We start from the raw sequence: 25002 nt of genomic DNA, 5'->3' as shown, positions 1-25002 counted from the left end.
GGGGACCGAGGTCCCCGAGAGCCTATCAAATCGGCCCGGACGACGGAACCTCCGGGGGGCGGTCGACGAGGCCGGGGGCGGGGGCGTCGAGGCGGTGCCGGTCGAAGAAGTCCCAGATCAGGGCGGTGGCGTCGACGGCGTCGGTGCGGGGGCCGATGAGCATCGCCTCGCCCGGCCGGGCCCTCCCGCCGGGCCAGGCGTGGCCGTGGCCGTCGAGCAGCACCATCGACAGCGACGCACCCCCTCGGCCGGGGGGGAAGGTGTAGGAGTGGACCGTGTCGAAGTGCTCGAAGGTGAACCCGTGGGTCGGGCAGCCGAGCCCCTCCGCCCAGCGCTTCAGCTCGGGCAGGACCTCGGGCGTGCGGCGGACTTCCCAGGGGAGGATTGACAGCCCTCCCTCGGTCGGCAGCAACGGGTCGGCGCCCCCGAAGAGGGCGAGGATCGGCACCGCCCGGGCGCCCACCGGCGGGTCGACGTACCGCAGGGCCGCCACCGAGGCCACCGCCGCGAAGCTCCCCGACCGCTCCGCCGCCAGCCGGAGGGCCATCGCCCCGCCGTTGGAGTGGCCGACGACGTAGATCCGATTCGGGTCGACCGGCCAGGCCCCGGCGACCTCGACCAGCAGGGCGTCGAAGAAGGCCAGGTCGTCGACCCGGCTGCGGGGCCGGTCGGCCGGGTGCTGCCCGCTGTTCCAGATCCGGGGGTTGACCGCGCGGTTCGGCGCCGCGTCGGGCCGCATCGGCAGGCCGTCGGGGGCGACGACGATGACGCCCTCACGCCCCGCCAGCTCGGCCCACCCGGCGTCGTCGAGGAACCCCTCGCCCGAGCCCGACGAGCCGTGCAGGGCCAGCACCATCGGCAACGGCCGATCGCCCCCGGCCTGCCTCGGCGCGTGGACGACGTAGGACCACCGCCGCCCGCCCGCCTCGATCGTCGAGGAGGACCGGCCGATCCTCGCCACCGACCGGACCGACGCCGTGGAGGCCCTCGCGGACACCACCGGCCCCTCGGCCCTCCTCGCGGCCAGCGCGAGCAGGGCCAGGGCGATCAGGCCCAGCGATCGGGCCCGGTCTCGGATCGGCGGCGGGGCGGTCATCCGTGGCTCGCTCCCGTCGGGTGCCTGGCAGGACGTGGTCGGCCGTGACGCTCGGGGCGGCAGTCTAGCCGGGACCGCCGATCCTGCCAACGCCTCCTTGCCCCCGGCCGGGGCCGATCCGGCCGCCTCCCCGGCCTGCTCCCGACGCCGTATCCCGCCGGCTCAGGCCGTTCGCGCTGATTCGACCCCGGCGATCAGCTCCCGACGCCGGGCGAGGCCCGGGGCCGGGCGATCGGGGCGGGGGGGGACTTCGTCGTGGGTCCGGCCGTCGAGCAGGCGGCCGGCCCTGGCCTTGCGGACGCCCCCCCATTGCTTGAAGAAGAAGGCGGCGCCGGCGGAGGCGCAGCGGTCTCGGAGGGAGCGGACCCAGTCGGGGTGCATGGGGCGGGCGCCGGGGCCGCTCTCCCCCCCGGCGATGACCCAGGAGATGCCGCCCAGGTCGATCGGGCCGAGGTCTTCGAGCAGCGGCTCGACGGAGAGCATCCGGACGGCGGCCGGGGCCGATCGCAGGCGCTCGACCCGGGGCAGGCCGTGGCGGCGGTCCTCGACGCTGACGCCCCACCAGATGTGGTCGGCGGCGGCGGCGTCCCGGAGCGGGCCGCGGAGCAGTTCGAGCAGCCGGTCATGACGCTTGGTCAGGACCTGATAGGTGTGCCAGCCGGCCAGCAGCATCACGTCGACGACCGACCGGATGTATCCGGTCGGCACATCCTCGTGGAACAGGTCGCTCATCGAGTTGACGAAGACCATCCGGGGGGACGCCCATCGGAGGGGTTCGGCCAGCTTGCCGGGGACGAGCGTCAGGTCGAAGCCCTGCTCGTAGGGGTGACCGGGGACGCCCCGGAAGCGCTCGGCGAAGGTCTCGGCGTAGCAGCGCTTGCAACCGGGGCTGATCTTGGTGCAGCCGCGGACGGGGTTCCAGCTGGCGTCGGCCCATTCGATGGAGGTGCGGTCGCTCATCGGGCGGTCGGGGGCGGCCGGGCGGGGGGAGTTCGACCGCCCAGCATACCCGGGGGAGGGGGATGGGGCGACCCCTTGGTTCGGCCCGGCTCGTGGTGCAGAATGGACCCCGTGCGAGGCTCCCGGGCCCTTTCCGGCGACGCCCGAGTCCGAGGCAGGGGGGGACGGCCCGGGATGATGAAGGACGTCATCGCCATCGTGCTGGCCGGCGGCAAGGGCACCCGGCTGGAGCCCCTGACCCGGGACCGGGCCAAGCCGGCGGTGCCGTTCGGCGGCGTCTATCGGATCATCGACTTCACGCTGTCCAACTGCATCAATTCCGACCTGCGCAAGATGCTCGTCCTGCCGCAGTACAAGGGGTTCAGCCTCAACCGGCACATCGACCAGGCCTGGAAGTTCCTCACGCCCAACCTCGGCGAGTTCGTCGAGGTGCTCCCCCCCGAGCAGCGGATCGCCGAGAGTTGGTACGCCGGCACGGCCGACGCCATCTACCAGAACATCTTCCGGATCGAGCGCGAGCAGAGCCGGGACACGGTGATCCTGGCCGGCGACCACATCTACACGATGAACTACGCGGCGATGATCGCCGAGCATCGCCGGCGCGAGGCCGACCTGACGATCGCCTGCCTGCCCGTCCCCCGGCCGGAGGCCCGGCACTTCGGCGTCATGCACGTCGACGCCCAGCAGCGCGTCGTCGGCTTCCGGGAGAAGCCGGACGACCCCGACCCGATGCCCGGATACCCGGGGCTGGCCCTGGCCTCGATGGGCGTCTACGTCTTCAAGACCCAGTTGATGTTCGACCTGCTGCTCTCCGACGCCCAGCGCTCCGGCAGCCGGCACGACTTCGGCAAGGACATCATCCCGCCGATGCTGGACACGCACCGCGTCTTCGCCTACCCCTTCCGGGACGAGGCCCGCAAGGCCGCCGCATACTGGCGGGACGTGGGCACGCTGGACGCCTATTACCAGGCCAACATGGACCTGATCCAGATCGACCCGCTCCTGAACCTCTACGACCCCTCCTGGCCGATCCACACCTATCAGCCCTCGCTGCCGCCGCCGAAGTTCGTCCACGCCGACGGCGACCGCGTCGGGGCGGCCTTCAACTCCATCGTCTGCAACGGCTCGATCGTCTCCGGCGGCCAGGTGCACCGCAGCCTGCTCTCGCCGGGGGTCCGCATCAACAGCTTCGCCCAGGTGGAGGACTCGATCCTCCTGGAAGGCGTCGAGGTCGGCCGGCACGCCCGGGTCCGCCGCGCGATCGTCGACAAGCACGTCCGCATCCCGTCCGGCCTCTCGCTCGGCCACGACCCGGACCTCGACCGCTCCCGGGGGCTCACCGTCACCGAACTGGGCATCACCGTCATCCCCAAGGACGAGGACCTCGAACGGTTCGCCGCCCGGCACTGACGGGTCGATCCGGCCTCCAGATCGGCCGGAGATTGTTGAATAATTGCGTTGCAGGGACAGTTCGGGGCCATTACGCTGGCCGCATCGATCCGTGATCGCCCGTCGCCGGGCCGGCGACGGGGGGCGAGATCGATGATGAGGAGGCGGACATGGCCCGACGGGACGCCCGACGACGATGCCCGGGGCCTCTCGTCTCGCGGAGGAGCATGCTGCAACTCGGGGGGCTCGGGCTCCTGGAACTGCTCCGGGCGTCGAGGGCCTCGGGAGGGGACGCCTCGATTCCCGGAGATCCGCCGCCGATCCGGGCCTGCATCGTCGTCTTCTATTACGGCGGCCCGAGCCACTTCGAGACCTACGACCCGAAGCCCGAGGCCCCGCTCGAAGTCCGGGGCGAGTTCAAGCCGATCGCCACCAGCGCCCCCGGGGTGTTCGTCTCCGAGCACCTGCCGAGGATGGCGACCGTCATGCACAAGGTCGCCCTGATCCGGAGCATGACGCACGGCAACCGCCTGCACGACTCGGCCTCCATGGAGACGCTCACCGGGAGGCCAGCCCCGCAGGGGGACCGGGAGCTGTTCTCCCCCGAGCCGCAATTCTACCCCAGCTTCGGCGGGGCCTTGAGCTTCGTCCGACGCGGGGAGCGGCTGGCCGTGCCCCATGCGGCCCTGCCGTTCGCCTTCCATAACGTGGTCGACGTGCCCTGCCAGGGGGGAGGCTTCCTCGGCCCGGCGTTCGACCCGTTCCGGGTCGGCGTCGACCCGAATGCCCGGTCCTACAAGGCCGAGCTGCTCGCCACCCCGGACGACCTCCCCCCGGCCCGTCGGGGAAGGCGCCGGGCCCTGCTCGACGCGGTCGACTCGGCGGCGGGCCTGCGAGGGGAGCCCCGGGCGATGGTCGCCTCGTACGACCGGGCGTATCAGCTGCTCGCCTCGAAGGAGGTCCGGGAGGCGCTCCGGATCGACCGGGAGGACCCGAGGGTCCGCGACCGCTACGGCTATGACCACGAGCCGGCCGCCGTCGGCTCCGGGGGGGGTGGCGGCAACGGGGCGGAGCTGGGCGCCTCCCGCCAGATGCGGGGCCAGAACCTCTTGATGGCCCGACGACTGGTCGAGGCGGGCGTGCCGTTCGTCAACGTCTATGACTTCCGGCAGCAGGGGCAGAACTGGGACGCCCACTTCAAGGTCTTCGACCAGCACCGGGACCACCTCCTGCCGGTCGCCGACCGTTCGCTCGCCGCCCTGATCGAGGACCTCGACGCCCGGGGGCTGCTCGACTCGACCCTGGTCGTCGCCCTCGGCGAGTTCGGCCGGACGCCGAGGATCAACGGCGACGCCGGCCGCGACCACTGGCCCGACTGCTACTCGATCGCCCTGGCCGGCGGCGGCGTGAAGGGGGGCTTCGTCCTCGGGGCCAGCGACCGCCTGGGCGCCTACCCCGCCTCCGACCCCGTCACCCCCGCCGACCTGGCCGCCACCATCTACTGGCGGTTCGGCGTCGCCCCGGGCCTGGAGCTGATCGACCCCACCGGCCGCCCCCACCCGATCGCCACCGGCCGGCCGGTCCGGGGGCTGTTCTCGTGACGGGGGGACGGTCAATCCGGCGCCACCCCCGATCGGCCCGAGCGGACATTGCCTGATGGGTCCCTCCATGATCCAATGGTCCTGATCCGGCTTCCGTCCGAGGCCGGTCGACGACCCCGGATCTCCCGGAGGCCCTGGCGATGCGGATCGAGTGGATCGCCCGTTCGATCGGGGTGGTGCTGGTGTCGGTGTCGGTCTCGGGCGGACTTCCCGCCCGGGGGGCGGGGCCGGGCGGCGTCGAATCGGCCGAGGGCCTCGTCGAGTTGCCCGATGGGATCGGCCGGGACCAGCGGGACCGGTTCCGGGACCTCGCCCCGGCAGGGGGCCTGCTCGTCGGCGCGCTGGTCGGCCACGTCGACTTCCTGGGCGGGAAGCTCATCGGCCGGATCCGGCCGATCTACCGGGTCGAGGACCGCCTGGAATACGGCCCGGGGATCGGCGCCGACGTGCCGCTGACCGAGCTGGTGATGGCCGGGCCGGGGGAGGCGGTCGGCGCGGTCAAGACCCGGACGGGCTTGCTGCTCAACGGCTTCGAGTTCCTATTCATGGAGGTCCGGGGCGAGGGGGAGGCCCGGACGCTCGACGTGGCCACCGCCCGGTCCTCCGGCTGGGTGGGGGACGAGACCGGGGGGGGCCCGGGCTGGGTCTCGGCCCGGGGCCGTCCGGTCGTCGGCCTGGTCGGCCGCGCCGGCGACCGATGGGTCTCGGCGCTGGGGATCCTCGCCGACGGGGAACCGGGGGAGGGGAAGACCGGCTTCGAGGACCCGGTCGCCTTGCCCGAAGGCCTGCTCGAGCTGCCCGACCGGCTCCGTGGGTACGACGTCTCCCGGGACCTCGCCCCCGAGGGGGGCGTGCTGGTCGGCTTCCGGGTCGGTTACCTCGACCGGGAGGCCCGGGAGGGGATCGCCCGCCTCCGCCCGATCTACCGGGTCGGCAACGAACTGGTCGACGGCCGGGCGTTCGGCCCGGCGGACGTGCCGCTGACCGACCGCGTCGTCGCCGGGCCGGGGGACGCCGTCGCCGCGATCCGGACCCGGGCCGGGATGTGGTTCGACGGCGTCCAGGTCGTCTTCGCCCAGGACGAGGGGGACCACCTCGACCTGGGGGACTTCTACGACTCCGACTGGCTCGGCAGCGCCGAGGGGGGCCGGCCGGAACTGGTCTCGGGGCAGGGGGGTCGGGTGGTGGGCGTCCTCGTCCGGGTCGACGGCGGCCGGCTCGGGGGGCTCGGCCTGATCGTCTCGCTACCGAAGGCCCGTCGGCCCCGGCCGACGATCCCCGGCGTCCCTTCGGAATGACGCCTCCGCCCGATTCTTGGGCACCGGTGCCCAATTCGATGCATTCGATCAAATCAATGCGACGCCACGCCCTCACCGAATGAAAACCCTAAAGTCTTAATCAAAAATGGGTTAAGACAAACACATCGATCGATCAACGCGACGGCACGCCAGTCGCGTTCCGGGGCGAGCCTCGGGGTCAGTTGACCGGATCTGCGAGGCGATGCACCTGTCGAGGAACGACCGATGAAGGAACGTCCCGAGTTCGAGGCGATGCTGCAACGGGTCGAGGCGCTGGAGCAGGCCAACCGGGTGATGGGCCGCGAGTGCCGGCATTGGCGATGGGCCGGGGCGTCGGCGGTGCTCGGCGCCCTGGTGCTGGTCGCCTGCGGGGCGAACGTGGCCGAAGAGCTGGGGACGACCATCGAGGCCGAGCACTTCGTGCTCCGGGACGGCGAGGGCCGGATGAGGGCGGCCCTGGCGATCCGGCCGGACGGGACCCCGGGATTCGGCCTGTTCGACGAGCGGGGCCAGGTCCGTCTGTCGCTCGACATGGGGACCGACGGCGCCCCCGGGGTGAACCTGCACGACGAGCAGGGTACGCTCCAGGCCGCGATGACCGTCCGTCCCGACGGCTCGCCGGGCTTCGGCCTGTTCGATCCCGAGGGGACCCTGCTCCTGTCGCTCGACTCGGGCCCCGACGGCTCGGCCGGCATCAACCTCTACGGCGGCGAGCAGGTGCTCCGGGCCGCCCTGGCCGTCCGGCCGGACGGGACGCCCGCGCTGGGCCTCTTCGACGACCGGGGTGCGGTCCGACGATCGATCGACCTCGATGGGCCGAGCCCCGGCGCGACGGCCTTCCAGTGAGATCCCGAGCGATGGCCCCTTCCCCGGGCCGGGGAAGGGGCCGGATCCGATGGGATCGTCCGTTCGGGGCCTCGGCGGGGATCAGCTCCCCGCGGCCCCGGGGAGCCAGGGCCTGAGCATCGGGGTCGGCCGGCCGGTGCCGGGTTCTCGGTAATTCCCGTTGCCCGTCCATCCCCATCCGGCGAGCCGCCGATCATAGCGCGGCAACTCCGACCGGGGGACGGCCGAGATGTAACCCGGCGTGTAGCCGGACCAGGCCGAGGCCGGGGCGTATCCGGTCCAGGAGGCGGCGGGGTTGTAGCCGCTCCAGCCGGCCCCCGGGACGGTCACCGGACGGGCGGGCACGGTCGCCACGACCGGGCCCGAGGGCGCATAGGCCGGTCCGCCCCAGGCCGAGCCCGGCGTGTACCCCTGCCAGGAGTACCCCGGGGCGGGATTCGTGTAATAAACCGTGGGTGGGGATGCAACTTGCGCCGGGCCGTATCCGGCCCAGCCCTGCTGGGCGAACGCCGTCGAGGGCAGGGACGCCAGTCCCAGGGCGATCGAGGCGAAGGCGCCGTGAATCGCAGTGCGGAGCGGCGATTTCATGGCGGTCCTCACTTTCTCTGTCTCGGTGAACTGTGTGGATTCGAGGGAGAGGGCCCGAGCCGGTCAGAGCCGCGCGTATCGGGAGGTGATCCGCCCAATCCGGCACGTCCCAGCGTTCGGGCGTCGCGATCCAGGTGTATTGTAGAAGCGGCTCGGCCGCTCGCACTTGAATTCCCGGGCCATCCCCGAGGGAACGCCTCAAAGGTCGCAGGAGCGATGGGGTTCAAGTCTCGTGCCAATCGCCCGATCTTCGGGACTGCCCGAGATGGCGCGCGACGAGGGCCGACCTCTCCCGATCGGGGATTGCAGTGAGGGCGGTTCGGCCCATCCCCGATGCCGACGGGCATCGGGGATGAGATTGAGGGGATGAGGAGGGGCCCTCGCCGGGGCCTCCTCACCTCGGTCCGGGCCCCGAGGCTGGCCGACGGAGGACGATCGGCCAGCGTTGGGGGCAGCATCCCGGCAGGGTCGAAGGAGGGGCGAGGCTCAGGCGGGGTCGGGGCTGATGGAGAGGCTCATCTGGCCGGTGGTCCCGAGGGTGCGGGCCTGGGGCCGCAGCGTCATGTCGAGGATGCCGGTGCCGTCCGCCTGGGAGAGGGAACCGGTGCCGGAGGTGACCTGGTAGCGGAACCGGGCGGTCGAGGCGTCGGGGTCGGGCGTGCCGGCCGATCGGGCGACCAGGAGCGTCAAGGAGCCGTGACGGGACGTCAGGGTCACGGCCATGGTGTCCGGCGAACTCGACTGGCTGGCGGTGTAGGTCGCCGACACCCGGGCCGGGCCGAGCCCCCGGATCTGGCCGATCCCCTGGACCTGGAACGTGCCGCTGGAGCCGTCGGCGGCCAGGTCGAGCCGGTAGGTGCCCCGCGCCGATCCGGAGAGATCCGGACTGGTCAGGTCGGCGCCCGGCCGGGCCGCCCCCAGCGCCGCCGCCTGCCTCGCCGCCGCGATCCGCTCGGCCAGCGCCGGGTTGGCGACGCCCGAGAGGAAGACCAGGGACTCCAGCCCTTCGACCTGCGGCCGGACCGACTTCGATCGTCGCATGGCTCGCTCCTTCCGTGCGATCGCTCGCCTTGCCCGGCGATCCCCTGGATGATCCGGCCGCCGCCCCTGCTTCGGGGCGAGGATCGGAGCCCCTGCGGGGTCGCCCCGTCCCGGCCCGATCCGCACCCCGGGCGCGGCGGGCTTCGAGGGGCGGACTCTACCCGGGAGCCGGGAGAGAGTCAACGCAAGTTTCTACGGGGCAACTCCTTCGGCAATTTATCCCGCAAACTTAAGGGAATCGACGGCGCGGGATCGTGCCCGGTTCCGTGCCCGGGCGGTCGATCCGGGGAGATGGTCCCCCGGCTGGGCGGCGTCCCGATCCTCAAGGTTGCCGGGCGCGGGTGGCCGGCCGAGGGCCGAGGGGGGATGCCGCATGAGGGACGGGGCCGCCGCCCGCCCCCGATGCGATCCGCTCTCGACGGGAGACCGGGGAGAACTTCGGAACCGATGCCCCGGCCCGTCGCATTACACTCGAATCCTCGGGAGGGGGGAGGCGACCGGATCGGGGTGGGGAGGCCGGGCCGTTGGCGATCGACCGAGACGGGCGGGTCCTGAGGGCCCTCCGAGACGTGTTCGAGTCCGGGAGCCTCGCCGGGCTGTCGGACCGGGAACTGCTGGAGCGGGCCGCTCGGAGGGGGGAGCCGGGGGCCGAGGCCGCCTTCTCCTGCCTGGTGGGGCGGCACGGGCCGATGGTCCTGCGGGCCTGCCGGGCCCGGCTCCCCGACCCGAACGACGCCGAGGACGCCTTCCAGCGCGTCTTCTGCCTGCTGGCCACCCGGGCCCGGTCCCTCTGGGTCCGAGACTCGCTGGGCCCCTGGCTGCTGCAGGTCGCCCTCCGGGTGGCGTCGGGCACCCGGTCCGAAGCCTCCCGTCGTCGGGTGTTCGAGCGCCGCTATGCCGAACGGGCCTCCCTGGTCGTCCCGCCCGATCGGGGGCCGGACGACCTCGGCCCGATGCTCCTGGAGGAGGTCGGCCGCCTGCCCGACCGGGACCGATCCGTCGTGGTCCTCTGCGACCTGGAGGGCCTGACTCACGAGGAGGCCGCCCATCGGCTCGGCTGGCCGATCGGCACCGTCAAGAGCCGACAATCCCGGGCCCGGGACCGCCTCCGCCGCCGCCTGCTGCTGAGGGGAGTCGCCCCGGGGACAGTCGGCTCGGTCGCCCCGCTGTTCGGGCCGAAGTTCGCCCCGGCAGCCGTCCCGAGGCCGCTGCTGGAGCGTTCGGTGCGGTCGGCGCTGGAGTCCGCCGCCGCCTCGTCCCCGGCCTGGGGACCGTCCCTCGTCGCAGGAGCACTGACGATGATGAGCACGCATCGGATCGCCTCGGTCACCTCGGGCCTGCTGCTGCTCGGCGCGGCGGCGGTCGGAGTCGGGACGATGGTTCCCCAGGATGACAGGGCTTCTGTGGGCGGCGTTCCTCGACGTCCCTCGACTGGGTCGCCGAACGTAAAATCGGTGCAACTGCCTCGGGTTGATGACTACCTGGCACCCGATGACGAATGGTCCACGCTTTCCCCGGTCAAGGACCCGGACGCGGCCAGAGACTGGCAATCTCCCCCCGTCCCCGAGTCGATCCCGGTGACCGCCATTGGAACAGCCATCGACACCGCCGGGCGGCCGGTCGCCGGGGCGACCGTCCTCATGATGTTCTGGGGCGAGGAGTTCAAGGTGCTCTCTCGGACGATCACCGATCAAACAGGTGCATACCGATTCGAGGATGTTCCTGTTCCCGTCGAGCAGTTCCCCGAACCGGCAAGGGAACCGGAAGTCTCGCCCTCGACGAGGTTCGAGATCGTGGCAACCTGCCCGGGTTACGGCCTCTCGTGGAGCCCTCAGCAGTCGATGTACGCGATCGATCCGCCCCACCCGCTCGACATCCAGGATCGACTCCCGCTCGGAGAGCCGGTGACGATCGACCTGACGTTCCGGCCAGCCGACTCCCTGAGCGGCCGAGTCGTGGATGAGATCGGTACACCCATGGAGGAGATCGAGGTGTCGGTGCATGATGCCGACCTGCTCGATGTCCTCGGCAGGGAGACGAGCCGCAACCTGAACGGCGTGTGGAAGGCACTACCTGAGGGGATCGGCCGGGCCACGACCGGGCCCGACGGGCGATTCCAGATCGGAGGGCTCCCCTCGGAAGCCTGCTGCCGGCTCTGGGTCAAAGATCCGCAGTTCGAACATTACGGGATTGCACTCTATGCGGCGACGACCGACAAGCCCATCGAACGCCATCCCACACCGAGGCGATCGAACGGCCGAGGGGAACATGAGGTCTACACAGGCGACCTCGAACTGACCCTGCATACGCCCCGGAAGGTGCTGGTCCGCGTCGTCGGCGACGATACCGGCGAGCCGATCCCGGAGGCCCGGGTGAGCCTCATGCTGCCGGGACTGGCCACGGGCACGTTCTCCGGGGGCCAGACCGACGCCGAGGGGACCCTGTTGCTCGCCGTGCCGCCAGAGGAGCACACGGGGATCGTCGCAGATCCTCCCAGCTTCGATTCGCCTTACATCCGAACCTACCAGCGGGACTTCAGCATTCCCTCAGGACCCGATGAATCGTCTTATGAGTTGCGGTTGAATGAGGGATTTGAGGTGTTAATCGAGGCGACCGATGCCACAACCGGCGAGCCATTGCCGGACGCCCTTTTCTGGCTCGTGCCAACAGACAACCCGGACGATCTCCGGGAACTCAGACCCTCCACCTTCTACGGCGATCGTCCCTCGACGGGTCCGGACGGTCGCCTCCGCGCCGTGCTGGCACCCGAAGCAGGCCAGGAATACCGACTCCGGTTCGCCGGGATCCAACGGCCCAATTACCCCGCGTTCCAATTTCACATGTACACTGACCGCCCCGAGTATCGCGTCGAGCCGGCCGAGAGCCAGCCCTTCAAGCTGGTCTCGGGAGGGTCGGTCCGGTTCACCTTCGAGGTCAAGTCACTCCCGGAGTGAACTTCAAGGCGCCCCTTGCCTCCCGATGCAGCTGAGGTCAGACTACCGGCGGACCCGCCCGGCGGGTTGATCGATCGATCAGTCTCGGGAAACGAACCGCTCATGGCCGAGCCGCCGAGCAACTCCGTCCACCCTCGGTCCCGGTGCGAGTGGCGGGACTGGCTGGAATCGAACCACGAGCGGGCCGAGGGGGTCTGGCTGATCACCTCGAAGAAGGCGACCGGGGAGCCGAGGGTCGAGTACGACGAGGCGGTCGAGGAGGCCCTCTGCTTCGGCTGGGTCGACAGCAAGCCCGCGAAGCTGGACGAGCGACGGTCGATGCTCTACTTCGCCCCCCGGAAGGCGAAGTCGGGCTGGTCGGGGCCGAACAAGCAACGGGTCGAGCGGGCGATCGCCGACGGGCGGATGACGCCGGCCGGGCTGGCGAAGGTCGAGGCGGCGAGGGCGGACGGATCCTGGGAGAAATTGGATGGCGTCGAGGCGATGGAGGTGCCCGGGGACCTCGCCGAGGCCCTGGCCAGGTTCCCCGACGCCCACCGCCACTTCGACGCCTTCCCCCGGTCGGTGAGGCGGGGGATCCTGGAGTGGATCGTCCAGGCGAAGCGGCCGGAGACGAGGGCCCGGCGGGTCGAGGAGACGGCGAGGCTGGCCTCGGAGAATCGACGGGCGAACCAGTGGCGGCCCTGATCGCCCGGGACGCGGGGCGTCCCGAGCCGATGCTCGCGATCGGGCGGAGGCGGCGGTAGGATGCTCGGGGCGATCTGCCCCGGCCCGGCCGGGCATGCCTCCCGATCTCGTGTTCCCGTGCTCACTCAGGCAGGAATGGGGCCGTTGCCATGATCCTGGGGATGGAGATTGCGCTGCTGATCTTCGGCATCGCGGCGCTGGTCCGGGGGAAGTTCTCGGTCGGCAAGGACAGGAAGGTGACGGGCTGGCGGGCCCGGCTGCTGGGGCTGATCTGCCTGACCCCGTTCCCGGTGGCGATGACCGCGGGGATCGTCATCGGCGTGGTGGCGGCGCTCGACGGCCGGGGGGAGCCGGACTACCTGGTGATCGCGGGGGTGGAGGTCGTGATCGTGGTGGCGACCTGCGTGATCGTCGCCCTGCTGGGCAAGGCGTTCTACGCCCAGCAGCGGCGGGAGGAGGCCCGGCCGGCGTTCCCAGGCGCGGATGGGTTCGGCGTCGACCCCGGCCCGCCGGCCGATCCCGACAACCCCTACGCGCCTCCCCGGACGAGGGCGTGACGGGGGATCAGGGGATCGGGAGGCCCCTGGCGCGGGCGAGGCGCTCGTAGAGGGAGGCGAAGCGGTCGACCATGGCGTCGGCCCGGAACTCCCGCTCGACCCGGGAACGACCGGCGTCGCCGAGGCGTCGGCGGAGGTCGGGGTCGTCGACGACCCGGAGCAGGGCCCGGGCCAGCGCGGTGGAGTCGCCGACGGGGACGAGCAGGCCGGTCTGGTCGTCGACGACCAGCTCGGTCGTGCCCGGGGCGGCGGTGGCGACCACGGGCTTGCGGAATCGCATGGCTTCCAGCACCACGTTCGGCAGGCCCTCGAACTCGCTGGGCAGGACCAGGGCGTCGGCGGCGGCGAGCAGGCCGGGCACGTCGTCCCGGTGGCCGAGGAACAGGACCCGGCGGTGCTCGAGGAGTTCGACGGCGTCGGCGAACCGCTCCAGCTCCGTTCGCAGGGGGCCGTCCCCGGCGATCAGGGTCCGGAGATTGGGCCGGACGTGCTGGAGGATGTCCAGGGCCTTGAGCAGGTCGAGCACCCGCTTCTGCGGGTAGAGCCGGCCGGCGAAGAGGAGCAGGGGGGCGTCGGGCGGCAGGCCCAGCCCGGCCCGGACGGACGCCGGGTCGACCGCCGGGGGCTCCTCGTCGGCGATGCCGGAGTGGATCAGTTCGAGCCGTTCGCCGGGGATGCCCGCGACGTCCCGGTAGAAGTCGACCACGGCCCGGGAGTTCCCGACGACCCGGTCGGTCCGGGCGGCGAGGCGGCGGTCGATGGCGAGCTGGAGGCGGCCCTTCCAGAGGTCGACGGCCATCTCGGCGGTCACCACCACCGGGACCTTCGCCCGACTCGCGGCGACCCGGCCGTAGGCGTTGGCGGCGAAGATCCAGGTCTGGACCACGTCGTATCGGCGTTCCCTCATCAGCCGGGTCAGGCGATCCAGGGCGCCCGGGTCGAGCTTCAGCCGCTTGCCGATCGGGTGGATCGGGATCCCGGCGGCGTCGAGGTCGGCCGCCAGGGGGCCGAGGCGGGTGAGGGCGGCGACCTCGACCCGGAAGCGGTCCCGGGGGAGACCGGCGGCGAGCAGCACCATCTGCTTCTCGGCGCCGGAGCGGTCGAGCGTGGGGATCACCTGCAAGACGTTCAGCACGGCGGGCTCGGTGCGGTCCGATAGGTGGAGATCCCGAGGGCGAGCGATTGTGGCCGATCCGCCCGACCGACTCAAGGCCCCTCCCGATCGCCCCGGCGGTGTCGGGCCCCTCGTCGGGTGCGATCCGGGGAGTCGGCGGAGGCCGGATGTCGCCCCGGGGGGCCGGACTTCGATCAACAGTGAGTGCCTCATCGAGGCATCCCACGTGCCCCGACCGGGAGCGCCCGTCGTTCGACGCCGGCCCTGCCCGGGACCTCTCCCCTGAACCTCACGCCCTGCCGTCGTGGCCCCTCGGGGCCGTCGTCTCGGCGTCCGCGCCGGCCGAGTCCGGTCCGCTTGCTAATGGGGCCGGCGCGGTCGGGCCGGCGCTTGTGATGACGATCGGGTGTCAGTCACTTCGGCCGGCGAGTCCCGACACCGGCCTCCCCACTCGGAGTTTCGGCCATGAGCAGGATCTACTCCAACGGCGGCTACTCGGTCACGGTGCAGGACGACCGGTCGATCAAGGTCAAGCCCGGCGACTGGATCAGCAAGTACGCCTCGGCAATCTACGGGGATCCGCTGGCGAACTGGGACCGGTTCAAGCGTAAATATAAAAATTCATACGCGGATATCGTCGACCCAAATCGGATCTTCGCCGGGGAGACGATCTACCACCCGGGCCCCCTGCCCGGGGAGCCCGTCACCGCTCCCGTCATCGGTCCCGGCCCGGTTCCCGGGGACGACACGCCCCCCTTGCGGTCGGACTTCGCGTCGCAGCTGATCGATTGGCTCATGTCGACGTTCATCAGGACGGACTGGGAAGTGACGGGAACCGGGGGCGGCGACCTATCCCTGACGTTCCTGACCGGCCAGTATGCGACCATCGGGATCACGAAGAAGTCGGTGGCCGTCACCACCTGGTTCCACGCACTGGCGGGGGGCCTGACCGTGGGTTGGCCCTCCGAGGGTTTCTCCGTGGGCGGCTCCTTCTCGACCGTCCAGTTCCCGAGTCTCGGGACGATCCTGAGGTCGCCGTTCCGGCGACAGCTGACGATCGACGACTTCCGGCACTGGGTCATCGTCCTGGAGGGCGGGGCCAACTTCTGGTTCGTGGTGGGGGGCGGCTCGTTCTCGCTGCTGCTCTTCGGGGTCACGGTCCCCGTGCTGCTGCTCAAGCAGATTGATTCCTTCCTCCGGTACGGGAACCTGGCGGCACTTCGAGTCGCCTTCCAGCGGTTCTCCCCGTCCGGGGTCGCGATCCTGGGGGGCGGTACGCTGGGGATCCCCGGCGCCAGCGTCGCCTGCCGGGGCGGCTTCATGTACGATCGGGGTTACTTCGGCATCTGATCGAGGCGCCCGGCTGCCTTTCGGCCCGTCCCGGAGGCGGGCGAGGGGGGCCGGCGACGGCCGATCGGTCAGCCGCCCCGGGCCGAAGCCAGCGACCGGAACAGGCCGTCGTGCTGGCGGGCCATGGTCGAGACGGAGTAGGAGCCCTCCACCTTCTTCCGGGCGGCCCGGCTCATGTGGAAGGCGCGGTCGAACTCCGTCCACTGCTCGACGACCACCCGGGCCAGGCCCTCGGGGTCGTCGACCGGCGCGAGGCGGCCGTCCTTGAAGTCGGAGACGACCCGGCGGTTGCCGGGGATCGACGAGGCGACGACCGGGATGCCCAGCGCCATGGCTTCGAGCAGGGCGACGCTCATCCCCTCCTCCCGGGAGGGGAGGACGAACAGGTCGGCGTCCCGGAGGGCGGCGGTCGGGTCGACGGTGGGGCCGGCGAAGGTGATGGCGTCCCCCAGGCCGAGCTTGCCGACGCCCGCCCCCAGGGTCGGCCCCTCGGGCCCCTCCCCGTAAATGGTGAGGTGGGCGGCGGGGAACGAGCGTCGGACGATCGGCCAGGCCTCGATCAGGGTGTCGAGCCCCTTCTCCGGCGCCAGCCGGCCGACGAAGGCGGCCCGGGGGGCGTCTCGCCAGCCGTCCCGACGCCTCCAGGACGGCTCGGGCACGGGGACGCCGTTGGGCAGCCGGTGGATCTTCGACCGGTCGTATCCGGCGTCCCGGAGTTCGTCCTCGACCGCCTTCGAGATGGCCACGATCGCGTCGGCCTGCTTCGTCCGCTCGCCGATCTTCCGGCCGAAGTTGCCCCAGGACTGCCAGGAGAGGTCGCCGGTGGCCCCGGCCCCCTCGGGGCGGAGGACGACGGGGAAGCCCAGCCGTCGGCCGACCTCGACGGCGACGTAGGCGTCGTGCTTGAGCATCGACACGTAGGCCAGATCCGGCGGGTCGGCCTCCAGTCGCTCCCGGAGGTTGTTCATGTAGCGCCACGTCCCGACGAACCGGAGCCGGGAGGTCGCCAGGCGTCGGACCGTGCAGGAGCCCGCCCGGGTCGGCACCGGCTCGACCCCCGGCACGTCCGGGCCGGGCGGGCGGGCGGTGAGCACGGCCACCTCGTGGCCGAGGTCGGCCAGGGCGGGGGCGAGGTAGCTGAGGACCTTCTCGGCGCCGCCGATCAGGGGGGGGTAGCGTCGGGAGACTAGGGCGATGCGCACGAGGGGGTGACCTTCGGCGGGGAGGGGGCCCGGCCGGGCGCCCCCGGGCCGCTCAGCGGGGGGGGAGGTGTTTCTCGGGGTCGAGCACGGCGATGTGGGGCAGGTGGCGGAAGTCGTCGTCGTAGTCGAGCCCGTAGCCGACGACGAAGGCGTCGGGGATCTCGAAGCCGACGTAGTCGGGCTCCATCGCCACCTCCTGCCTCCCTTCCTTGCGGAGCAACACCGCCGTCCGGACGCTGCGCGCCCCCCGGGCCATTAGCCCGGGGACCAGGGCCGAGAGGGTGTGGCCGGTGTCGAAGATGTCGTCCAGCAGCAGGACGTCCCGGCCGTGGACGACCGGGGCGAAGGCCTCGTTGACGGCCAGGTCGCCCCGCTCGGTGGTGGCGCCCTTGTAGCTGCTGGCCTGGAGCAGGGCGACCCGGTGGGGCAGGTGGATGCGTCTGATCAGGTCGGCCAGCAGGATCAGGCTGCCGGTCAAGACCGCCACGATCGTCAGCGGCTTGCCCTGGTAGTCGGCGTCGATCCGGCGGCCGAGTTCCGCGACCCGGGCCAGGATCTCCTCCTCGCTGATCAGGATCTCCACGCCGACGGGCCCCCTTCGATCCCTGCGTCCAAACTCCGGGTCCGCGACCCTCCCGGGGCTCCCCATCGTGACCGGAAGCGGCGGCGATGCCAAGGGGGAGGCGTCGGGATCGGCCGGGGGCGAGGTGGGGGGGGCCGATCCGGGATGGCGGATGCCGGAGGATCGGCGCCCGATGCGGGGGGGCCGACCCGGCCGGCCAGCACCGACCGGGCATCCCTCATCCGGCATGCCCCGGGTTCCCCCGGCGGGGGATCAGCCCCGGAGGGCCGGGGCCGGTCGCGCCCGGCGGCGCCGGGAGAGGCCGCCCAGGCCGGCGAGGCCGATCGCCGCCCAGAGCAGCAGGGCGGAGGGCTCGGGCACCGGCGTGCCGGGGTTCTCGCCGCCGGAGCCGCCGCCGTGGCCGGGGGACGGGGGCGGCTCGGGGGTGGAGGCGTCGAGCACCGAGACGGTCAGGCCGTCGATGGCCGACTTGAGCAAATAGCCGATCGAACCCTGGGCCAGGGTCAGTTCGAAGTCGAAGGTGCCCCCCGGGTCGAGCTGGCCGACCCGGGCCCCCGCGTCGTCGAGCAGGGGGGCGAAGGGCACGGCGCCGGGGGCGGCGTCGGGGTCGGGCTCGTAGCCGAAGAGCAGGAACATCCGCTCCATGTCGGCCTGGGCCGGGTCGTCGGTCAGCAGGACGTAGGCCGACGACACGTCGATGCCCCTGGAGCTGGGCAGGGCCTTCATCGGGCTGCCCTCGACCGGCGAGCCGTCCGGGGCGGTGCCGATCACCGGGGGCAGGATCGTCCCGGTCGGGACGAGCTCGAAGTACATCTCCGAGACCGGGTTCGCCGTGGTGTTCGAGAGCCGGAAGGCCACCGTCTTGGTGGCCGAGGCCGACGCGGTCGGGCCCAAGACGGCCGGCGAAAGCAACATCAGGGTGCCGAGGACGGCCGACGATCCGAGCGGGCGACGAGACATGGGCGCAATCCCTCCTGGAAACGCGAGGTGGTCGGGCCAATCCGGGTGGGTCGTGGTGCCGATCGACGCCCCGGCGCGTCCCGGTCGCCCGCTCCCGGCCGTCCCGGCCTCGGGTCGGCGAGGCCCGGGCTCGGCCCGGCCGGCGAGTCGATTCAAGGGGGGTGGATTCGAGGGGAGGGGTGCCGGACGGGGCGGTTCGAGGCGCGGCGGTCGGCGAGTCGACGGGGTTCGGCCGGATGCGACTCCGGGCGGATCGTCGTCCGCACTCGGATGGGCGTACTATTGATCCGATCCCCGAGACGGTCAAGGGCAATGGGCGGGGGCCCGGGGGGCGGGACGCACGGCCCCGGGCCCGGCGAGGGCGGGCGTCCGCCTCCCGGATCGGCGTCCGCCGCGTCCCGGCTTCTGCCCCGCCCGGCGATCGAATAACCTGGGGCGATCGGCGTCGAATCCGGCGAGGACCACCCGCACCATGCCCGATCCCCGAGGGGGCGTCGTGGAGGCGCCCGACGAAGCCCTGGTCGAGCTGGCCCGAGCCGGCGACCCCGAGGCCCGCGAGGAGCTCTTCCGTCGCGGCCGCGAGGTGGCCTATCGGGTGGCCTACCGCCTGCTCGGCAATTCCGAGGACGCGATGGACGCCGTGCAGGACGGCTTCATCAAGGCCTTCCGCAACCTCGACGCCTTCGACGGCCGCAGCGCCTTCCGCACCTGGCTGCTGAGGATCGTCACCAACGCCTCCCACGACCTCGGCCGGCGCAAGGGGAGGCGCCCCGCCCTCCGCCTGACCGACCTCGACGCCGACGGCGCCGGCCCGGGGGGCTCGGGCACCTCGGCCGTCGAGCCGAGCGTCGAGGACGACCCGGCCCGGGGGCTCCACCTGGCCGACCTCCGACGGGCCATCGACGCCGCGCTGGCCCGGCTCAGCCCCGCCATCCGGGAGACCTTCGTCCTCTTCGCCGAGGCCGAGCTGAGCTACAAGGAGATCGCCGAGGCCCAGGGCGTGCCCATCGGCACCGTCATGAGCCGCCTGCACTATGCCCGGCAGAAGCTCCAGGCCGCCCTGGAGGGGGTCGAGGGGCTTCCCTAGAATAATCCGGACCCGGGGGGCGTCGAACATCCGGAGCCTCCCGCGCCGCCCGCAGATCGAGGCCGGGTTTGGGGGGCCGGGATCCGACCCATCGAATCCCGGAAGTCGAACGAACTCAATGGGTTTCGGGACCGATCTCCCGAACCCCGGGCGACCGATCCTTCCGAGTCTCGGATCGGATCGGCCGGACCGCAGGACCGGAGCGAATCGAGCCCCCGATGCGTTGTCGAGACGTTTCCCGAGCGATCGCCGCCCCCGATGGCGCGATCACCGAGGCCGAGATCGAGGCCCACCTGGCCTCCTGCCCCCGATGCGCCGGGCAGTCCGAGGCCGCCCTCCGCCTCGACCGGCTCTGGGAGGCGACCCGCCCCGACTCGCCCCCGGCGGCGCGCTGGGAGGCGACCTGGGCCCGGATCGACCGGGAGGCGGCCTCCCCCGGGCCCGCCGCCCCGGCCCCCCTCCTCGGCGTCGCCCGTCGCCGGGTGTCGATCCCGATCCGACTGGCCGCCGGGCTGGCCGCGACGGCCGCCGCGGCGGCCGTGCTGCTCGCCCCGGACCCGCCCGGGCCGGGCCCGGCCACCGCCCGGGCCGACGCGATCCGGCGCGACTTCGACGTGCCCGTCGGCCACACCGTCCTGCTGCACGTCGACTCGGGGGAGCGGGAGGTGATCCAGGTCCACGAGCCGGCCACCGACGCGGATCTGACCTTCTTCGACAAGGCCGAGGCCGGGATGGACGCGGTCGACTACTTCGCCCTGTTCAATTGGTTCGAGGCGATGCCCGAGCTGATGGCCTCGGCCCAGGACGACGGCCGGGCGCCCGGCAACCCCTTCGGCCCCCTGGCCCAGTGACCCATACCGAACGGACCGGCGAGGGATCGGCATGAACCGAGACGACCAGCACCGGGCCCGGATGCCCTTCCCTTCCCGGTTCCTGCCGGGCCGGGGGAGGGTCCACGCGATCGTGCTCGCCCTGGGCGTGGCGGCGATCGTGCCGACCACCCTGGTCGACCGCAGCCTCGGCCAGCCCCGGCCCGACGACCGCCCCGACCGCGACGTGACCGTCTTCGGCCTGCTCGCCGAGCCGGGCAAGTCCCGGGTCGACCCGATGCTCTCCCCCTACGCCGGCCCGCTCCGCAAACTCTTGCCCGATCATGGCTTGACGCTGCTGGGCGCCGAGAGCCGGCGCCTCACCTCCAACGAGGCCCTGTCCTGCGACCTCGGCCACGGCCGTTCCCTGGTGGTCACGCTCAAGGCCCCCCTCGAAGGCGGCAAGGTCCACCTCTGCGTCCAGCTCCTCGACGACGACCGCCCCCGCCCCGTCTTCATCACCGAGGTCCGCACCCCCGCCGGCCAGCTCGTCTTCCTCGACAAGGTCCAGGGGGCTTCCGGCGACCGCCTGCTCGTCGGCGTCGGCGCCCGCTGATCGGCCCGCAATCGCCCTTCGATGCCCGGCGTGCAAAGCCCTCCGCCCGCCCTCCCGCTTGAGCCGGCCCCGGCCGGGCCGTAATAATGGGAGGGAGTGGAGCCCGTCGGGGAGTCCGATCGGGCGAGGATCGGCGAGCCAGCATCCGGCGGAGGTGCCCCGTGAGCGACTGGAACGACCCGGAACTGACCGCGAAGCGAGACCGCCTGATCGCGGCCCTCCGCGGCTACGGGAGGGTCGCGGTCGCCTTCTCGGGGGGGATCGACAGCACCGTGGTCGCCCAAGCCGCGCAGCTGGCCATCGGCGAGGATGCCATCGCCATCACGGCCGTCTCCGACAGCCTGGCCGAGGGGGAGTTGGAGGAGGCCGAGGAGCTGGCCAAGCAGATCGGCATCCGCCACCGGGTGATCCGGACCGGCGAGTTCGCCGACCCGAACTACCTCCGCAACAACCCCGACCGCTGTTATTTCTGCAAGAGCGAGCTGTACGGCCGCCTCGCCCTGCTCCGGGTCGAGCTGGGGGTCGACGCGGTCGCCTCTGGGGCCAATCTCGACGACCGGGGAGACCACCGCCCCGGCATGAAAGCCGCCGCCGAGAACGGCGTGGTCCACCCGCTGCTCGACAGCGAACTGACCAAGGGCGACGTCCGGGCGCTGGCGAAGGCCTGGGGCCTGCCCACCTGGGACAAGCCGGCCACCCCCTGCCTCTCCAGCCGGATCGCCTACGGCGAGGAGGTCACCCCCGAACGCACCCGGATGATCGACCGGGCCGAGCGCTGGCTCCGCGCCCGGGGCCTCCGGGTCGTCCGGGTCCGGTATCACAAGGGTGACCTGGCCCGCGTGGAGGTGCCGCTCGACGAGCTGCCGGCGATCGCCTCGGCCGAGGTCCGGGCCGAGCTGGTCCGCGCCTTCCGGGACATCGGCTTCAAGTTCGTCACCCTCGACCTCGAAGGCTTCCGGTCCGGGAGCAACAACGTGCTCATCCCGGCCGAGGACCTGATGCAGGGGCTCGTCGTGCCCGCCGTCGGCCGCTGATATTGCCGGGCCGGCCGATCGACCGCCCGACCTCGGGGCGGCCCCCGACCCATCACCCCGAAGGGGCCCCCGACCGATGGCGAAGGCGACCTGCCGGTGCGGACAGCCGCTGACCGTGCCCGACGACCGAGAGGGGCGGGTGGTGTGCCCGAGGTGCGGCTCCCGGGTCCGGATCCGCCCCTCCGGCGGCTCCGGCCCGGTGGTCGGCGACGGCTTCATCCGCTTCGCCTGCCCCTGCGGGAGGCGGCTCAAGGTGCCGGTGGATTCGACGCCGACGCACGGCAAGTGCCCCGACTGCGGCCGGATCGTCCCGGTGCCCACCCTCGGGGGCTCCCCCGAGCAGCGCACCGACGAACTGCTCGCCGAGGAGGGCGAGTACCTGGACCAGTGGGCCGCAGAACACCGCCGACTCGGCAGCCGGGTGCCGAACAACTTCCCCCCCGGCCCCGACGCCCCCCCGTCGCCCCACCCCCAGTCCCCCGACGAACGCGTCGAGGCCGGCCTGAGGCTCTGCCCGAACTGCTCCCGCCCGGTGCACCTCGGCAGCGACACCTGCCGCAACTGCGGCACCTCGGTCCCCCGACGCTGAGCGACGGGGGCGGGCGAGAAGGTGAGTCCATCGGGCTTGATGGAGGCGAAGGGCGCGGATCGTCCCGTCCCCTGCACCTTCGATCGATCGCCGGTTTGCGGACTCGGCCCCGCCCGCACCCGCTTGGTGCCAGGGATGGCGAGGATTCGCACCGCACTTCGTCCGGGCCCGATCGGCATCCACAGGGAATGCGTGCCCTCGCCATTGGAGGCACGCGTCCTGGGGGAGGATCAGTCGGCCTTTCCCTGGGCGGATTCCTGGAACTTCGCCTCGGCCTCCTTGACCTCGTCGGGCCACTCCTCCTGGATGAAGACCCCCTCGTCGTCGCCGACGGGGGTGGCCTCGCCAGGGGGGGGGATGGACGGGCCGCAACCGGCGACGCCGATGGCCGCCGCAACGAGCGTGAGTAGTCGAGCGAGTGGTCTCATAGATAGCTCTCGATCGTGGTTGCCGTCGTCAGTCGAGTCGTCGAGCGGGTGGAAGTGGCCGCCCCGGGCCCGGCCACGGGGCGGCCGGGCCCGGAGCATCCCAGTCGGGATCAATACTGGTCGGCGCTGACGACCTCGCCGCCGGCTCGGGTGCCGAGGGCCCACCAGGGCTGGGGGGCGACCGAGTCCTTGATGAAATGGACCGAGCCGTCGGAGAAGGCGACGTTCACGCCACCCGGATGGTTACTGTTGGGGGGGGCGCTGCCGAGGGGGGCGACGTAGTAACCGGCATAGGGGCTGTTGGAGTCCATGCCCGCCGGCTCGCCGGGATTCGTGCAGTTCATCTGGTTCGGCGTGCCGAAGTGGTTGTACGAGGTGATCACCAGCCAGATCGGGAAGGTGGCGGCCCACATCTGGCCCGGCCCGCCACCGAACCGGGTCCCCTGGCTGCCGGGGATGCTCTGACAGGCTTGGACGTAGTCCAGGGCCCCCTGGGCGTTCGCCGGGTAGGAAACCCCCCGAGGCGAACGGAAGGTGCCCCGCTTGGCGTTGACGCTGGCCCGGGTGAAGGCCGACGTGGGGACGCCGAGCAGCCGCTCGCTGATCAACGCGGTATTCGAGGTGCCGTCCCGGATCGAGGCGATGGTGACGGGCGCCCACTTCGCGCCGGGGTAATAGCAGTTCGAGGGGGGGCACATGTAGCGGTTGTTCGTCGGCACGATCGTCCCGCTGGCGACCTGGATGACGCCCGGGCCGCCGTAGTTGCCCATGTAGTTGGTCATCCCGTAGTAGGTCCCGTTCATGTTGGTCGCCCGGAGGGGCTGGAACGAGTCTTCGGACGGGCACTGCAAGATGTTCAGGTTCGCCGTCGTGACCGTGGAGTTGGCCCAGCCGCCGAAGCCGGTCCCCATGATGTCGACGCTGAAATTCATGGCGGAATAGAAGGGCAGGGCTTCGGTGAACTGGAGCAGGGGCGGGATCCAGCTCATCGGCAGGTCGGTCTGCGTGCGAGAGGCCGCGGCCATCGAGTGCGGTGGGAAGACGCCGTTGGAGCTCTCGTAGTTCATGACGGCCAGTGCCAGCTGCTTTAGGTTGTTGGTGCACTGGGCACGCCGGGCGGCCTCGCGGGCGCTCTGCACGGCGGGCAGGAGCAGCGCGATGAGCACGCCGATGATGGCGATGACGACCAGCAATTCGATCAGCGTGAAGCCGCGACGAGCCGCGAGGCGACGCGTCCTGGAAACGGATCGGATCATGGGACGATGGTCCTTGGGGCGTGGGGCGAGACAGTCGACCCCGGCTCGGCGGGAAGATCACCGATCGGGTCGGCACTCGGGCCGAGGGCCGGATGATTTACGAAGGCCAAGGCCTGGGTCGTTGCTTCGAAGGCGAGACGTCGGGGCGGGGAGGAATCAAGAGGAGAGGAGGCCCGAGAATCCGGCTCGGGGAAGCTGATTCATCCATCAAACATTCTACCAGTCGAGGCAAGTCGACGTATGGCGACCAGTCTCGGGACTCCCAGGGGATACGCCCCCCGGCCCCACCGACCAAGTCATCATCCTCGCTTCCAGGCAGGACGAGATCAGGACCGGCCCGACGATCGCCGCCAGTCGTCAGTCTTCAGCCGGTACAGGGCGTGGGTCCTGCCGTCTTGCTCGGCCTCGCGATCGAAGGCGAAGCCGACCTTCTCCATCACCCGTCGCGAGGCGAGGTTCGAGGGCAGGGTGATGCACACCAGTTCCCGGAGCCCCAGCACCTCGAAGCCGAGCCGGGCGCACCGGCCGGCCAGCTCGGTGGCCAGCCCTCTCCCCCAGTACTCGGGCAGGAGGCCGTAGCCGAGCTCGACCTCCTCGCGGTCGGCGATCATCACGCGACGCAGCCCGCCTCGGCCGGCGAACCGGGCCGATCGGCGGTCCCGGGCGGTGTACCAGCCGAAGCCGAAGCGGTCCCAGTGCTCGATCAGCCGGGCGAGGATCGCCGCCGTCTCCTCGGCCGTCCGGACGCCCCGGAGCGAGGCCATGACCCGGGGATCGGCGTTCATCCGGACGTAATCGGGCAGGACGGACCAGGAGGGGCGGTCCAGCCGGAGGCGATCGGTCAGGAGTGGGGCGATCGCCGGGTCGGTCATCGTCTCGGGGGCCTCGGCCGGGATCCCGAACGCCAGTCCCGTCCCGGCCCGGCCCACCGGCCGGGACGGGATCGACTCGATGCGA

24 protein-coding genes are annotated in these 25002 nt (G+C 71.9%); 13 read left to right on the top strand and 11 right to left on the bottom strand.

What is annotated here, in order from left to right:
- Positions 1-25: 25 nt before the first annotated feature.
- Positions 26-1096 carry an alpha/beta hydrolase family esterase gene (locus tag ElP_RS34185; RefSeq protein ID WP_145278012.1) on the bottom strand — a complete coding sequence of 357 codons (1071 nt, stop codon included), beginning with the start codon at positions 1094-1096 and terminating at the stop codon, positions 26-28.
- A 162-nt stretch (positions 1097-1258) separates the two neighbouring features.
- Positions 1259-2056, bottom strand: a complete 798-nt coding sequence (locus ElP_RS34180; RefSeq protein WP_145278010.1) for a DUF5131 family protein — start codon at positions 2054-2056, stop codon at positions 1259-1261.
- Between the two features lie 177 nt (positions 2057-2233).
- Here ElP_RS34180 and glgC point away from each other — a divergent pair, with 177 nt between their 5' ends.
- From glgC to ElP_RS34160, 4 genes are all read left to right on the top strand, one after another.
- Positions 2234-3466, top strand: a complete 1233-nt coding sequence (gene glgC / locus ElP_RS34175) for a glucose-1-phosphate adenylyltransferase (protein ID WP_390836120.1) — start codon at positions 2234-2236, stop codon at positions 3464-3466.
- A gap of 206 nt (positions 3467-3672) precedes the next feature.
- Positions 3673-5046 (top strand): DUF1501 domain-containing protein, encoded by a 1374-nt coding sequence (locus tag ElP_RS34170; protein ID WP_231749363.1) that lies wholly within the window; start codon positions 3673-3675, stop codon positions 5044-5046.
- Positions 5047-5186: 140 nt separating this feature from the next.
- A complete protein-coding gene (locus ElP_RS34165) occupies positions 5187-6344 on the top strand; it encodes a hypothetical protein (protein WP_145278004.1) in 1158 nt (385 codons plus the stop codon).
- 225 nt (positions 6345-6569) lie between these two features.
- The gene (locus ElP_RS34160) at positions 6570-7190 is read left to right on the top strand and encodes a hypothetical protein (protein WP_145278002.1); all 621 of its coding nucleotides are present in this window, start codon (positions 6570-6572) and stop codon (positions 7188-7190) included.
- Positions 7191-7271: 81 nt separating this feature from the next.
- On the opposite strand, the gene ElP_RS34155 is transcribed toward ElP_RS34160, so the two are convergent.
- Both ElP_RS34155 and ElP_RS34150 read right to left on the bottom strand, forming a co-directional pair.
- On the bottom strand, positions 7272-7778 hold the full coding sequence (locus ElP_RS34155; protein ID WP_145278000.1) for a hypothetical protein: 507 nt from the start codon (positions 7776-7778) through the stop codon (positions 7272-7274).
- Positions 7779-8264: 486 nt separating this feature from the next.
- Positions 8265-8819 carry a hypothetical protein gene (locus ElP_RS34150; protein WP_145277998.1) on the bottom strand — a complete coding sequence of 185 codons (555 nt, stop codon included), beginning with the start codon at positions 8817-8819 and terminating at the stop codon, positions 8265-8267.
- 524 nt (positions 8820-9343) lie between these two features.
- Here ElP_RS34150 and ElP_RS34145 point away from each other — a divergent pair.
- The 3 genes from ElP_RS34145 (at position 9344) to ElP_RS34135 (ending at position 13017) form a co-directional block, all read left to right on the top strand.
- Entirely contained in the window at positions 9344-11773 is a 2430-nt protein-coding gene (locus ElP_RS34145) for a sigma-70 family RNA polymerase sigma factor (protein WP_145277996.1), read from the top strand.
- Positions 11774-11875: 102 nt separating this feature from the next.
- On the top strand, positions 11876-12460 hold the full coding sequence (locus tag ElP_RS34140) for a YdeI/OmpD-associated family protein (RefSeq protein ID WP_145277994.1): 585 nt from the start codon (positions 11876-11878) through the stop codon (positions 12458-12460).
- A 149-nt stretch (positions 12461-12609) separates the two neighbouring features.
- On the top strand, positions 12610-13017 hold the full coding sequence (locus tag ElP_RS34135; protein WP_145277992.1) for a hypothetical protein: 408 nt from the start codon (positions 12610-12612) through the stop codon (positions 13015-13017).
- Positions 13018-13024: 7 nt separating this feature from the next.
- Here ElP_RS34135 and ElP_RS34130 read toward each other — a convergent pair whose 3' ends face one another.
- Positions 13025-14152: a glycosyltransferase gene (locus ElP_RS34130; protein ID WP_145277990.1), complete on the bottom strand. Its 1128-nt coding sequence runs from the start codon at positions 14150-14152 to the stop codon at positions 13025-13027.
- A 444-nt stretch (positions 14153-14596) separates the two neighbouring features.
- Between ElP_RS34130 and ElP_RS34125 the strand changes: the two genes are divergently transcribed.
- Positions 14597-15481: a hypothetical protein gene (locus tag ElP_RS34125; protein WP_145277988.1), complete on the top strand. Its 885-nt coding sequence runs from the start codon at positions 14597-14599 to the stop codon at positions 15479-15481.
- A gap of 68 nt (positions 15482-15549) precedes the next feature.
- On the opposite strand, the gene ElP_RS34120 is transcribed toward ElP_RS34125, so the two are convergent.
- The 3 genes from ElP_RS34120 to ElP_RS34110 all read right to left on the bottom strand — a co-directional run bounded on the left by ElP_RS34120 (position 15550) and on the right by ElP_RS34110 (position 18226).
- Positions 15550-16683, bottom strand: a complete 1134-nt coding sequence (locus tag ElP_RS34120) for a glycosyltransferase family 4 protein (RefSeq protein ID WP_145277986.1) — start codon at positions 16681-16683, stop codon at positions 15550-15552.
- Positions 16684-16735: 52 nt separating this feature from the next.
- Positions 16736-17266 carry a hypoxanthine phosphoribosyltransferase gene (gene hpt, locus ElP_RS34115; RefSeq protein WP_145277984.1) on the bottom strand — a complete coding sequence of 177 codons (531 nt, stop codon included), beginning with the start codon at positions 17264-17266 and terminating at the stop codon, positions 16736-16738.
- Positions 17267-17518: 252 nt separating this feature from the next.
- Positions 17519-18226: a hypothetical protein gene (locus ElP_RS34110; RefSeq protein WP_145277982.1), complete on the bottom strand. Its 708-nt coding sequence runs from the start codon at positions 18224-18226 to the stop codon at positions 17519-17521.
- A gap of 472 nt (positions 18227-18698) precedes the next feature.
- Here ElP_RS34110 and ElP_RS34105 point away from each other — a divergent pair, with 472 nt between their 5' ends.
- The 5 genes from ElP_RS34105 (at position 18699) to ElP_RS34085 (ending at position 22361) form a co-directional block, all read left to right on the top strand.
- Positions 18699-19313, top strand: a complete 615-nt coding sequence (locus ElP_RS34105; RefSeq protein WP_145277980.1) for an RNA polymerase sigma factor — start codon at positions 18699-18701, stop codon at positions 19311-19313.
- A 218-nt stretch (positions 19314-19531) separates the two neighbouring features.
- Positions 19532-20164 (top strand): zf-HC2 domain-containing protein, encoded by a 633-nt coding sequence (locus tag ElP_RS34100; RefSeq protein WP_145277978.1) that lies wholly within the window; start codon positions 19532-19534, stop codon positions 20162-20164.
- A 31-nt stretch (positions 20165-20195) separates the two neighbouring features.
- Entirely contained in the window at positions 20196-20738 is a 543-nt protein-coding gene (locus ElP_RS34095; protein WP_145277976.1) for a hypothetical protein, read from the top strand.
- A 161-nt stretch (positions 20739-20899) separates the two neighbouring features.
- A complete protein-coding gene (gene larE, locus ElP_RS34090; RefSeq protein ID WP_145277974.1) occupies positions 20900-21772 on the top strand; it encodes an ATP-dependent sacrificial sulfur transferase LarE in 873 nt (290 codons plus the stop codon).
- 76 nt (positions 21773-21848) lie between these two features.
- Positions 21849-22361, top strand: a complete 513-nt coding sequence (locus tag ElP_RS34085; RefSeq protein ID WP_145277972.1) for a hypothetical protein — start codon at positions 21849-21851, stop codon at positions 22359-22361.
- 230 nt (positions 22362-22591) lie between these two features.
- On the opposite strand, the gene ElP_RS34080 is transcribed toward ElP_RS34085, so the two are convergent.
- The 3 genes from ElP_RS34080 to ElP_RS34070 all read right to left on the bottom strand — a co-directional run bounded on the left by ElP_RS34080 (position 22592) and on the right by ElP_RS34070 (position 24917).
- The gene (locus tag ElP_RS34080; protein ID WP_145277970.1) at positions 22592-22789 is read right to left on the bottom strand and encodes a hypothetical protein; all 198 of its coding nucleotides are present in this window, start codon (positions 22787-22789) and stop codon (positions 22592-22594) included.
- Between the two features lie 110 nt (positions 22790-22899).
- Positions 22900-24045, bottom strand: coding sequence for a DUF1559 domain-containing protein (locus tag ElP_RS34075; RefSeq protein ID WP_145277968.1), 1146 nt, complete (start codon positions 24043-24045; stop codon positions 22900-22902).
- Positions 24046-24371: 326 nt separating this feature from the next.
- Positions 24372-24917: a GNAT family N-acetyltransferase gene (locus ElP_RS34070; RefSeq protein WP_145277966.1), complete on the bottom strand. Its 546-nt coding sequence runs from the start codon at positions 24915-24917 to the stop codon at positions 24372-24374.
- Positions 24918-25002 lie beyond the last annotated feature (85 nt).

It is taken from the genome of Tautonia plasticadhaerens, assembly GCF_007752535.1.
GTDB lineage: Bacteria > Planctomycetota > Planctomycetia > Isosphaerales > Isosphaeraceae > Tautonia > Tautonia plasticadhaerens.
The sequence above is the reverse complement of the archived record's forward strand: the minus strand, read 5'-3'. Positions and strand labels throughout refer to the sequence as shown.